This window comes from Pseudoalteromonas rubra, from assembly GCF_005887115.1.
Classification (GTDB): domain Bacteria; phylum Pseudomonadota; class Gammaproteobacteria; order Enterobacterales; family Alteromonadaceae; genus Pseudoalteromonas; species Pseudoalteromonas rubra_F.
The window spans coordinates 200110-212890 of the sequence record NZ_PNCJ01000012.1 but is presented as its reverse complement, the minus strand read 5'-3'; the positions used below and the strand labels follow the sequence as shown (position 1 = coordinate 212890).

7 protein-coding genes are annotated in these 12781 nt (G+C 51.4%); 1 reads left to right on the top strand and 6 read right to left on the bottom strand.

All coding sequences use genetic code 11. The features are described from left to right. Positions 1–18: 18 nt before the first annotated feature. The 6 genes from CWB98_RS08660 to CWB98_RS08635 all read right to left on the bottom strand — a co-directional run bounded on the left by CWB98_RS08660 (position 19) and on the right by CWB98_RS08635 (position 12193). Positions 19–1038, bottom strand: coding sequence for a methyltransferase (locus CWB98_RS08660; RefSeq protein WP_138544501.1), 1020 nt, complete (start codon positions 1036–1038; stop codon positions 19–21). 74 nt (positions 1039–1112) lie between these two features. Next, positions 1113–3665 (bottom strand): aminotransferase class III-fold pyridoxal phosphate-dependent enzyme, encoded by a 2553-nt coding sequence (locus CWB98_RS08655; RefSeq protein ID WP_138544500.1) that lies wholly within the window; start codon positions 3663–3665, stop codon positions 1113–1115. Beyond that, the gene (locus CWB98_RS08650) at positions 3662–6214 is read right to left on the bottom strand and encodes a biosynthesis protein PigD (RefSeq protein ID WP_138544499.1); all 2553 of its coding nucleotides are present in this window, start codon (positions 6212–6214) and stop codon (positions 3662–3664) included. Before CWB98_RS08650 ends, CWB98_RS08655 begins: the two co-directional genes overlap by 4 nt. Before the next feature lie 149 nt (positions 6215–6363). Continuing rightward, positions 6364–9012 carry a PEP/pyruvate-binding domain-containing protein gene (locus CWB98_RS08645; protein WP_138544498.1) on the bottom strand — a complete coding sequence of 883 codons (2649 nt, stop codon included), beginning with the start codon at positions 9010–9012 and terminating at the stop codon, positions 6364–6366. Further along, the gene (locus CWB98_RS08640; protein WP_138544497.1) at positions 9009–11036 is read right to left on the bottom strand and encodes a DUF6041 domain-containing protein; all 2028 of its coding nucleotides are present in this window, start codon (positions 11034–11036) and stop codon (positions 9009–9011) included. Before CWB98_RS08640 ends, CWB98_RS08645 begins: the two co-directional genes overlap by 4 nt. A 2-nt stretch (positions 11037–11038) precedes the next feature. Next, complete coding sequence (locus tag CWB98_RS08635; RefSeq protein WP_138544496.1) at positions 11039–12193, bottom strand: acyl-CoA dehydrogenase family protein; 1155 nt, start codon at positions 12191–12193, stop codon at positions 11039–11041. A 401-nt stretch (positions 12194–12594) separates the two neighbouring features. On the opposite strand from CWB98_RS08635, the gene CWB98_RS23925 reads away from it, so the two are divergent. After that, positions 12595–12750 (top strand): hypothetical protein, encoded by a 156-nt coding sequence (locus CWB98_RS23925; protein ID WP_171045614.1) that lies wholly within the window; start codon positions 12595–12597, stop codon positions 12748–12750. Positions 12751–12781 lie beyond the last annotated feature (31 nt).

Here is a 12781-nt window from a genome sequence, read left to right as displayed (position 1 = left end):
CCTTCTGTTATTGCCTGATCACGCTTTTTCGCCGACGATCAGGGTCCGTGGCCCAGGGATCTCAAGGATACGGGCGTTGTTGAATCCGGCTTCGTGGAAGCGTGCCAGATATTCTTCGCTGCTACTTTCAATACCACCGTCTGTGGATACCAACATATTCAGTGATAACAGGGCGGTGAACTCAGGGCCCGATTTGTCATCATTCAGCGGCGTTTCCGAGGCAATAAAGCGGCCACCAGCTGGCATGGCGTTATAGATATTTTTTAAGATGGTGACCTGGGTTTCTGGTGCATAGTCGTGCAGCATCCAGCCCAGGTGAATAAGGTCATAGTCACCAATGGGCAGATTACCTGCGATGACATCGCCTTCCACGACTTCGATACGATCGCCATAGCCTTGCTCACCCAGCTTGTCGCGCAAAAATGCAGACGCCTGAGGCAATTCACAGATGGCCAGTGACACACCCGGATGGGCATTGGCCACGGCAATCGGTAAGGTGCCAATGCCGCTGCCGATATCCAAAAAGGCGTGGTGCTGTGAGAAATCGTAATCTTTGACGAAGCCTTCGATGAAGGGAGCGGCAAATTTGCCCAGGAACTCCTGAAAATCTGCAACGTCGTCTGGGTTTTGATACAGAATGTCGAACCAGCTGCGGTTGTCACCAAATACCGCTTCACGCTGGTTCGTATCGCTTTTTACCGCGCTGCTCAGCTCTCCCCACAAGGGATATAAGAAAGTATCGATATGGCGGCCCAGCCAGCCCAGCCACATAGGCTCATCACTTAATAAAAACGCGTGATGCTCTGTGGGTAGCTGGTACTGGTTATCTTGTTTGGTGAGATAACCCATGGCATGCAGCGCGATGAGCATTTGCTCAGCAGAGCGCAGTGGTGCGTCGATTTTGTCGGCCAGTTGCTGGGCGCTTAGATCCGTGTCGCGAAAATGGTCAAACAGTTTCAGTGATAATGCAGCGGTCACGGCTTTGGCCTGGAAAAAGCCCATCATATGGTTGACCACGTCTTGTTTGTTGAGAGTCATAAGTAATCCTTATCAATCAGTCATTTGTTACGGTTTGGGTCGCAACTGTGTGTGGCAGTGCGACCCAGATTTCATTAGTCTAAAAAAGTCGACAGTTCTTCACAGACACAAGAGAAAGCGCTGACAAAGCGATCAATCTCAGCTTTTGTGATCACCAGAGGCGGCTGGATCCGGATCACCGTCGAACTGTTGGCGGTGACAAAGGTCAGGATTTGGTGGTCCAGACAGAACTTAGTGACAAACTTAAGGCAGAACATTTCACCCAGTGTCTGCTCCATGCGTTCCATGGCTGCTTGCAGGTGCTCCCGGACCGGATCGGGCAGGAACTTCCAGGTGCTGTGCCAGTCGCCGGGCAGACGCGTGGCGAACTCTCTTGCAGAGGCGGCCACCGCTCCGTCAAAGGTTTGTTCGAACTGGATCCCCAGCATCAGGCCTTTACCGCGAATTTCGGCCACAAAGGGGTATTTATCGGCAATGGCCTGTAGCTCAGCTTTAAAATAGCTCCCCAGCTCATCAGAGCGAGAGGCCAGATCCTGCGCAACGATTTCACGCAGTGCAGTCAGTGCGGCAACTGAGGCGAGGTTGCCGCCACCAAAGGTGGAGGTATGTACTAAGAAGCGATCTGAGGTGCCATAAGCACGTTGCCAGACATCGCTGCGACACAAAGTTGCCCCGATGGGCATGAGTCCGCCGGACAGAGACTTAGAGAGCATCAGCACATCGGGTTCGATGCCATCCCACTCACAGGCAAACAGTTTACCGGTACGTGCCAGACCGGTCTGGATCTCATCGACCATCAGCAAAGTACCGGTATCCCGACAGATCTGCTGAACGGCACTCAGGTAGCCGGCTGGTGGCACATGGACGCCGCCTTCACCCTGAATAGGTTCTATCATCAGTGCACCTACATCATCACGTTGCAGGGCGTCACGCAGTGCATCTAAGTCGGCAAAAGGCACTTCAACCATGGCCTGGATCAGCGGCTGGAAGTATTTACGGTGTTTTTCCCGCCCGGTAATAGACAGCGCACCCAGGGTTTTTCCGTGGTAGCTGTTTTTCAGATAGGCAATGCCCGGCTTACCGGTTGCAGCCTTGGCCAGCTTAATCGCTGCCTCAACGGCTTCGGTGCCTGAGTTACTGAAAAACACCCGGCCCATATCGCCCGGGGCCAGATGACACAAGACCTCTGCCAGCTTGGCGGTGTGCTCGGGCACAGAAATATACTGAATAAAGTTAGGGCCTTGCTCATCCAGAAAGGTCTTCACAGCTTCGCTGACGGTGGTTGGGTTATGACCCAGGTTCAGACAGCCATAGCCTGCCACCATATCGAGATAGCCGGTACCTTCATTGTCATACAGCATAGTGCCTTCGGCTTTACGGAATACATTGTCGCAGCGCTGTTGTTTTAAAAATTCCACCATCATAGGGTTAATAAACTGATGGTGACGGTCCAGGGTGTCTTCTTTGGCAGGATCCTGGGCCAGAATGTTATCAATAAAGGTCAGTCTCTGACTGGTGTCGCCTTTGTCGATGGCATAAATGTCCTGATGATAATAGCGCTTCAGGTTGGTGACATGCTGACGGTCGATTCGCTCACCGAAGGAGGCCAGCGGATAGGCATAAAAGCCATGTTTTTCGGCCAGCTCGCCGATTTCGAGTACTTTGACCGGCTCCAGGTAACGACCCAGTGAGTAGTTCTCACGGCGTTGCTCCAATGCCAGCACGATCGTTTCAGCCATACAGCCATTGAGCTGTTGTTTGATGGTGACATTCAGTGATTCACCACCCAGTTTCACCGCGTCTGTCGCGGTCACACAGCCGCCATCGATGATTAAAATGTCATCGCGGGCCGGGCGGGCATCGACATTGACATCACGCGGCAGCGCTACATCAATGAAGATGGAACCGGGCTGGAGTTTCGCTACATCAATCACGTCACCGGCGGAGGTGGCCCCGGCAAACAGCTTGCATTCGCCATACAAGTCGTCCGGGTTGCCAGTCAGGCTCACCCGATTGTGGTATTGCTCCGGCAGGTGGCTGAGCATGTCTGCTTTGTCTTTATGACCGGCGCGGTGCAGCAGTTTCAGATTAAACCCTTCCGCCAGCAACAAGCGGCTCAGTGCCAGGCAAATGGAACCCGGGTACCCTACGATGGCCACGGTTTCCTTTTCCGGGTTGATGTCCAGCCACTCTTTGATTTGCATCAGGGCTTTGTAGCCGGCATAAGTGGTCAGCGAGTTACCCGAGGTAATCGGGATCGGGGATTTGGCGGCGGTGGCTTCGCCGCGGCGACCGACAATAGAGGTAAAGCCACCCAGACCAACCAGCTCTGCGCCGTCAGCTACGAATTCTTCCACACCGGCGACAACACGTTCGGCAATGCCTCTGGGATCGGCAATCATTTCCTCGGCTATCAGTGGCATATATTTGATCATGCCTTCACAGGTCGCGCCGCTGGCTGAGGTGATCTTGGCAAAGTTCATAAACGGAACCAGGTTGGCTTTGCCCCACAGTTCGCGGTTGTAGCCGGTATGCTGATCCTGAGTGTTGCGTTGCAGCAGATCGAGCATTTTAACGTAGCGTTTCAGGCCGACTGAGGTCGGGTGGGCGATAAATCCAAACTTCATGAGTTAATTTCCTGTGCTGGTGGCGTATCTGAATCGGTGTCGGGGGTAACCGGCTCTGCGCTGTCGCGCTGCCAGCCTTTGGCGGTGGCCAGTGAAATACCATCCCCTTCATTGTTGTGGCCCAGTACCACCGAGAACAGCGTCAAACGTTTGTTCGCTGTCAGTGCTGTGCGAACTGCCGTTTCGTCAAACTGAGTCAGGGTTTGGGCGGAAATGTCGAAATCACCGATTTGTTGCTCAAATTGAGGCTGCTCTATGTTGACCAGACGCATCTGACGTGAGGTGCGGTTGAATAAGATCCGTTCCTGGTAGGTGTTGATCACCGACAGACCGCCATTGCAAAAATAGAACACGCTGATGCTCTTATCGAGCAGCTGAGGGTGAGTCAGGATATTGTCGATAAATGCCGGTAAAATATCGGGCACAATGCCTTTGGCTCCGTCGCCAATAAAGGCGATAACATTGGTAGGACTGGTATAGGCGAGATAGCCACTGGCCAGCAGGGCGTCGCCCATCAGGGCACGACCATACCAGCCCGAAAAGCCGCGGCGTGTTTTGGCCACGTTACGCACGGCGGAAATACCACAGCGACCCACATCGTAGACACCGGTATAGTCAAAGTTTTCGTGCTCGATTAAGTCTTCTATCACGCGATTAAGCTGACAGAAAAAGTAGTTCGGTGACATTGGCAGGCTGGGTAGCTTGCTGAGTACGTCAGACTGGGTATCCGGGTAAGCCATGATCCGCGCCATTCGCGTGGCACGCAACGACTCGCTGACATTGAGGTGCTTTTTCACGGTCTGCAGGAAATCTCGACAGCGCATATGTAAATGCAGATCGGCAAATGGCGAGAGATGGGTTTCTTCCTGGGTCAGTTGCACCAGGTGGACCTTGCGCTCCAGGCGACCATCGGAAAACGGCGTCGCTATCTGAGCAACCCGGCTTTTGATCATAAACAGACATTGCTCGTCGGTGCTGTTGAGCTTATCTTTGGTATGGAAGTAGTTGTAAACTCGCGGCGTATAACCATAGATAGCCAGTGTACCCAGGTAGTTGTCGTTGCGTTTACCCTGGTAATATTTAGGTGCCGTACCCGGGTGGGCGAGGCTGTCTACCAGCGCAATGCCAGCTTGTTGGGCTATGTCATGGATCAGGGCATATTCGTCCTCACTGACCGGACCAAGCTGCCAGACCAGCTTTTCTGGTCCGTTATTGATAAGCTCGATGGCCTGACGGAGCTCGTCGGTCATGATCTCAACGGGCTCATCGCTTGGATTCGCAGGCAGGGCTTCGAGTGCAGGCAGATCCAATTCTAAAGAAGACTCCAGAACATTCTGAGTGGCCAATACCACAACCGGCCCCTGACCCTGATGATACAGTCGGTAAACTTCTGCCAGGTTTTCACCTATCTGTTCAATTTCATCCATGTATACATAGGGAATGCGCTTAGCGGCCAGTACCTCACGCATGTCTTCGCTGGCCGTGATGGTGCCCTGGAAGCTGTACCACTGACTCAGGCGGTTTTCGGCAACAACGATGATCCCCTGCGCTGCCGTTTCTTTCAGGTTGGCCAGGGTACCTTTAAATTCATCCATCATGCCGGAGGTGACCACCGCTAAAAACGGCATGCGGTAGAGCTGCCAGTTGGCAATCGCGCCACAGGCAATGGCATGCTCATTCGGGCCCCTTAGCACCAATGCGCCTTGCTTTTCGGCATGACGATCGAGATGACCGATGAGGTTGGAAACCACAGAGCCGGTATAGTAAGACACCAGCCAGTGCTCGGGTGCAGTTCGGGCAAAGAAGTTGATTAGCTGGTCGCCCAAAGTATTGTGTAGCTCTAAAGAGCCAACAGGTTTGACCCGGCGGTTGGCATAATTCATTTCGAAAAAGTCCATCCACAGTCGCAACAGCTCAGTCTGGAAGGTGGCCGGATCGGTGCTGCGCACGATTTCACGATATTGTTGCGGCAGGTAGCTGTAGGGCGTGCGCAGCGCGCGAATAAAGGTCACGGTCGAGAAGCTGGTGTAGAAAGCGGGAATACCTATTTTCTGCATTGCACGGTAAAAGGCGTCCAGATCGCGGTCAACCTGATCTATGCTGTCGTCCTGAAATCCCATTGAGGTTTGATCATAAAACAGCATGCCAACCTGAAAATCCGGCTGATCGTTCAGGGCATTGCTGTGAATGATCTTACCGGTTGCTTCAGCCAGACTGGCACACTGAATGACCTGAATATTGATCGCTTTTTTCTGTCCCTTCAAGAACTGGATCGCTTTGCTTCTTACCTCGTCGTATAGCGAGCAGGGGACTAGCGAAGGGTTTTTCAACGCCAGCTCCGACTGAATATGAACCCGGTTAAACACATAATCTCGGATGTCGCTCAGGACGCTCAATCCGGTGTGGAAAAACTGCTCGTCACGGGTGACTACGATTACCCCAACCGTGATAGTGTCTTGTTTTGCACCACTGCGCTGCGTCTCGGCTTGCCATATATGCTCGAAGCCGGATGCGCTCGACTGAGTGCTTAATCCTGTAATGCTTGTCATAATTTATTCCTTCTGCTGCCTGTTAAAAACTCGGTTCGCTGGGAAAATTGCACGCAGCGACCCGCAACGGCGGCAGCACGCCACTTGCCGTTGTACTTTTAAGTTGAATGTTAGGTGTGCTGCGGGTCAGTGACCCGCAATGGAAATCGCTATTCTCTTTGGATGATCACTGTGCCCTGGTCACCATCAAGTATCAGCGTGTCGCCACTTTTGATGGCCGCAGTGGCACTGTGTAAATTCACCACCGCTGGAATGCCGAACTCGCGGGCCACGATGCAGCTATGCGACAGGGTTGAGCCGATGTCTGTGACAACGCCACTGGCAAGCGCAAACAAGGGGGTCCAGCTGGCATCGGTAAAGCGCGCGACCAAAATTTCACCCGGCTCCAGTTCACCAGCCTGGGTTTGCAGGTCAGTGATGACACGGGCTTTTGCAACTATCTTGCCGGGGCTGGCGGCCAGTCCACTCATTGAATCGCTGTGATCCTGCGTGGTGGTTTTCATCTTAGGCGTATAAGGCCCAATGATGGCCATTGGGGGCTCTTCGGCATGGAGGTTAAACAAATGACTGTGACGATTGGCATTGAGCAACGTCTCGCTGAATGCTTCGGCGGCGCCCATGCGTCCGGCGACATAGTCACGCAGTCGATTGAAGTCGATGTAGGGCAAGTCTTCAACTTTAGCCAGGTTGTCTCGCTCCAGACGTGACAGCACCTCCAGAATGATGCAGCGATAGAACCAGGTTTCGGTGATAAACGTCGGACGTGTTGCTTCGCGGCGCTCTGCCATCACACCATACAGTTTAATGATGGTTTTGAGTTTAAACCGTGCCCCGGCTGGCAAGGCTTTAAACAGCTGCTCGCTGTCGGCTTCGCGCAGGCTCTCGGTTTCTTTGAGCTTTTTCTCCAGATCAACCGGGTGCTTAAGGTACATTTTCATCACCTGCAGCAGGTAACTTGGGTCATCACGCCAGCGCGGGATACTCAGTTCGAATTCCTGACGGCCACGGGCGCCAAACTCAAGTAAAAAGGCTTCAAACGGACCCTGCCAGAACGGCTGCCCAAGTGGGTGAGCTGGCAGTATATTAACCAGTTCTTCGGCTTCAAAGCGCTCAAATACGGCTTTTAGCTCTTTGTTCTTCTGAACATGTTCAACCAGATCCAGGATCCCACGTGTGACTTCAATCGTACGCAGGTTGTTCATCGAGGCTTTGATGCGATTTTGCAGCCCTTCACCTTGATCTTTAAAGTGTTCTTCACAGGTTTCCGCCAGGGCATCGTACAAAGCAAATGACTGCAGAAAAAACGGCATATAGGCAGCACAAGAATCAAGGAAGTACTGGTCGATGCGAGTCAGCTCAGCATCTAACTCATTGAGTGACATGCTGGACAAGTCCAGTGCCAGAAAACGCTTAGTCTCGTTTTCTCGCAGGGCAATCATGTCCTCAACAATTTTGCCTGCATTACGCATATTGTGTACTTGTTGTTTTAGCCAGTGCCAGGCACTTTTGGCGTAGTCCCAGCCCTCAACACCACGACCATAGGGATTGCGGTAGTTGCTGAAATCTATGTCTGAGGTCGCATAACGGGTGGTGAACTTCATCTCGTCCCGGGTGGGTGGACACTGACGCAACATGTGTGCGGATCCGGAGATATTCAAATACACCTGACCCTGGATATAGCCCATGTAAACTTGCCAGTCACTGATGTCTGCCAAGCCCATCGTCTTGATAGCGGGGCCATGAATGTGCTTTTGATAGAATTCACAAAATGACAGGCCAAGTGGCGTCATCAGTCCGGTGACTATTTCTCCGGTATCCATGCGCGAAAAGAAGGCACCGTCTTTAATGCTCTGATCCTGCTCCCAGGGGTTGGCGTAAATGGGCTCGGCTTTACTCGCCTGAGTGGTGACCGGACGAGCCTGTAGCAGCCAGATTTTGTTGTCTTTTAGTGCCCATTCGATATCCAACTCAGTCTGATACAGGGCCTGAGCCTGCTTTGCCAGTGTCAGTAATTGCGCCAATTGCTCTTGGTTCAGGCTGGCGGCTTGCTGTTGCTCTGGCGGGGTATTTAGTAAAGTAACCTGACCCTGTGCATTGCGTTGGCAGTACTGAGGCTTGACCCGGATTTCCTGTTGCAACAGTGCACCGTTTTCTTTGTCGAGAATAAAGCTGTCGGTACTGACCTGACCTGATACGACGCCCTCGCCCAAACCCCAGCAACTGTCAATAACGACTTTGTTGGTATCGCCGCTGAGTGGATCCTGAGTGAACATCACTCCGGCTGCATCGGCATCGACCATGGTTTGCAATACAACGGCAATAGCTGTATCAGCAGCACTACTGTTACGATACCCTGCGGCACGTTCGGCCCACAATGAGGCCCAGCATGCGCGTACTTTTTCCATGACGCTGTCACTGCCCTGAACATGCAGGTACGTTTCATATTGACCGGCAAAACTCTGGCTTTGACCGTCTTCATCCAGTGCAGAAGATCGCACCGCGATTTGCGCATTATCACCCAAGCCCTGATAGGCAGATGCAATGGCCGACCGCAATTGTTCGGGGATATCAGCACTGAGAATGGTTTCACGTACTTTATCCAGCTCTGATGCGCTAAGTAGATCGTCTGGCAGCGCCGTGTTAACAAAGGTCTGATAGGCCTCTGCGGTAATGCAAAAGGCGGGTGGTACGGGCAAGCCCGCACGGATCAGATGATTCAGTGAGTGGCCTTTGCCGCCCAGATGACCGAGTTCCAGTTGTTCGTTGCCACTGAGGGCGACGACGAGTGATTGGCTCATGATACCGTCTCCTTGCTGCGCGGTATGGCAGTTTTATCCGTGTGTAGTAATGCTTCTTTCACCTGTGCAGAAGCCTGTTTACCTGCAAAAATGGCGCTTTCCAGATTGCCTATCCCAACGCTGTCCTGGTTGGCAAAATAGACGCTCAAATATGGTTGTGAAGCTTGCTGGAATACCCCGTTGGCCTGCTGACCTATGACCGAGGTGATCAGTGCCCCGGGCCAGTACCAGATCTGAATGTCTTCGACAATGCGCGGGTCTATCCCTAAATTATTCAGCATCAAAGAAATTTCCTGATAGGTTTGCTGCTGCAAGCCTGTAAAATCATGCTCCGCTGTGCGCCCCTGTCGCTCCGGCCGTGTCGTTGGTTTTAACAGGGTAAGTACACCGCCTTCGCTTTGGTTGGTGCTGTCCATCCAGTTAGCAACTAAGCAGGTTCCGGCTTTACACCAGGCGTAGGGTTGCTCAGGGCGGTCTGGCTCAATCATATAGCCACCAAAAGAATGGCTGAGCACCGGGCGTGATAACAGTGCATTGGCCAGGTAGTAATCCTCATGACGGATTTCTTTAATGGCTTTGAGCTGGGCTTCAGGCAGTGAGGGCAGCCACTGTGAAAGCTGGTGTTTAGGGGCTGCCCAGATGAGTTTTTTACCCTTCACCGAAATATTGTGATGCTGTACTTTTGCTGTTAACTGAATGCCAGCTTCGGTGTTGTTCAGGTTGACCAGATTAACGTCGCTTTGCAGTGTGACATTAGTTTGCCGATTTAGGTGTGCGACTAAGGCCTCACTGATATGTCCGTTGCCTCCCGGCAGTGTCACTAAATTGCCTCTGAGATAGCCGACCAAAAAGTGCAGGCCGACATAGGCAGAGACCTCATGAATATCGAGGCATTCTACTCTGAGCGTGGTAGTGACTGCGTTTTCAACCAGTTTGCCCAGATTACGAGGTGGTTGCAAATCGTTGGGGAAGGATGCGGTTTTTTCTGGTTCAAACAGGTAACTATAGAGAGAGATGTTGTCCAGCTGTGTCATTTCTTCTTTGCTCCAGCCACTTTGCTCGTGCCAGGGCACCTGAGGAAAGCGCTTGGTACCTGGGGCAAAACCATCCAAAAAGTGGTACAGATCGGCAAATATCGGGTCGCCCAGTTGTTTTGCTGCGACAACATAGGGTTTACCAATTAACGCGTTGAGCAACAATTGGCCCGTTAATCCCCATACCGCAGGTTTGAGCAAATAGCTGGGAAATTTTATAAAGCCCAAAGTGATCTCATTCAGGCACTTGAGCAGTAGAATCGTATCGAAGAAAACCAATGTGTCTTGTGCGTTGGTTTTAAATTTATCTTGCAACCCCAGTTTGGTCAGTAACTGATCCATATCCGAGCCTACTACGGGTTGTTGAAAACACACGCCGGCAATGGGGTGGGGCAATGAGCGGTGACTGTTACAGCGTGCATTACCGCCAAACGTTGGGCTTTTTTCCAGTACCAGCACGCGTTCCGTATCAAATTCGCTGGCTGCCGTCAGTCCCGATACACCACCACCGATAATGATCACGTCATACTCCTCAGCCAGCTTAGGTTTGTCAGGCGTTTTCGCCAGTGCCTTTGGCTTGGCAAAATCCTGACTGGCAAAAACGCGTTTTGCACCGGTGCGGCGGAATTGCTGGCGCAACATATAGAGCGCCGCGATAATAAAAATGGCATCCAGCGGAATAACCTGCGGCTGAGAGCGGTGCAAAATGGTGATAAACACGGCCATCATTGCCAGCTGGCCGTAAATAACAAAACGGGTCCAGCGCGGATTTAGCCACAGCACCAGGCCCGAGCCGAACAATACGACTGCGACCAGGATATTCGCAATATCTCCGTGATTGGCTAATAGCTCACTCAGTCCGCCATACCAGGTACCCTGATTTGCAGCGGCAGCCTGGCGCAGAATTTCAGGCACATTTTCTAACTGTGGAAACGCTTTGGCCAGTCCGGCCAACATATAAAGTACAGCAAAGATCCGTTGAACTAGCATGTTCAGGCTCCTCTTAAGCCAAGTTTTCGGGCAATGATTTCGCGTTGAATATCATTGGTGCCTGAGAAAATACGGCTGGGCAGCGTATCCAGCAGAACCTGCACAATCCCCATATCGGCATCGATTGCTGCACCGCCAAAAGTGGCAATGGCATCCAAAGAGGACTGTACTGCATACTCCGAAATCAGCAGTTTGCTCATAGCAATGTCGATTTCGGCATCCTGACCCTGATCGTATTTCCAGCCCGCGCGATATAGCATCAGACGGCACTGTTCCAGGCGCAATTTAATGTCGATAATGCGGTTTGATACTGACTGGAAGTGTCCAATCTTTTTGCCAAATTGCTTGCGCTCCTGCGCGTAGGACAACGTCGTCTCAAGTAATCTGTCCAGCGCACCAACGAACAAGGCAAACAGGCATCCTTTTTCCCAAATCATTGAATCATGGAAAATGGCTCCACCGGCCCCTTCAAACCCAATTCGCTGCGATTCAGGAACAAAGACATTGTCAAAAAATACGTCGCCCATTGGGCAACTGGCCAGGCAATCCTTTGATTGATTGGAACCGGTTGATAATCCGGGGGTGTCCTTTGCAACGATGAAAGCAGACACGCCCATAAACCCGTGACTCGGGTTGGTTCGCGCGTAGGCGACGAATACATCAGCGACAGGGGCGTTAGTGATATAGGTTTTCTGGCCATTAAGACGATAACCCCCCGCTTCTTTGGTGGCTGTTGTCTTCATGCTGTAGATATCTGAACCTGCACCCGGCTCGGTTGCTGCGTTGGCAGCAATTAATTTGCCAGCGACTAAAGGCTCCAGAAAATCACGTTTGAGCTCCTCACTCGCAAACCGTGTAACCGGCATCACGCAGGCGAACAGATGGGCACATAAAGAGAATGACAGGCCAAGATCCTGACTGCCTTTGCCCAGGGCTTCTACCATTAACATGGTGTTAAGTGCCCCAAGGTTAGCTCCGCCATAAGCTTCTTCTACAGCCAATCCGGTAAAGCCAAACTGAGCCGCCTGACGCCAAAGCTCCTGGGAAAAATGATGATCTCGTTGACGCTGGTGTGCATCCTTATTTAACACTTCAGAAGCAAAGCGAAGTGCGGAATCGTATAGCTCGGTCTGATAGTCGGAAAGTTGAAAATCCATAATATTGCACTTTGAGTTGGTTGAAATACTGCTTTTGCATTAATTGCTATTATGGAGACTTGTTAATGTACCTGTCAATCCTGTTAACCTGTGTTTTTTAAATGTTTTATTTGGGTTTTATTTTTGTGTTTCACATTCTCTACACTTTTTTATGATAATTGATTCAATAATATGTTTTTAAAGGGCTTTTGTGCTGGTGTTTATGACCTTTTTATGACGGGTAGGGAATAGTTTATGGATTCTTATTGTTAAATTTTGATTAACTTTTTATTTTTTTATCATGCTCTGAGAGCTTAAGTTGGGTAAAAACCTCTTCATTTTCACTGCAGAAAGAGAGCGGTTTTGTCGGTATTCGGCTCTGTACTGAGCGCATTGAGCTCGTCAACTCCGGGTATATGCCATTGACATTGAAGCCTGACGTGATAAAACGGACATTCAATAAACAACAAGAAGAAATTCATGACCTGTTCAACCGTTCTTACAATGCACAATACCTGGCTGCTCAATTCGGTCAGTGTGTGGCGTATTGTCAGCGGTTTGTAAACGTCACTTACTAACCGCGGCAGTATCAGCGGTTAGTGATGTTTC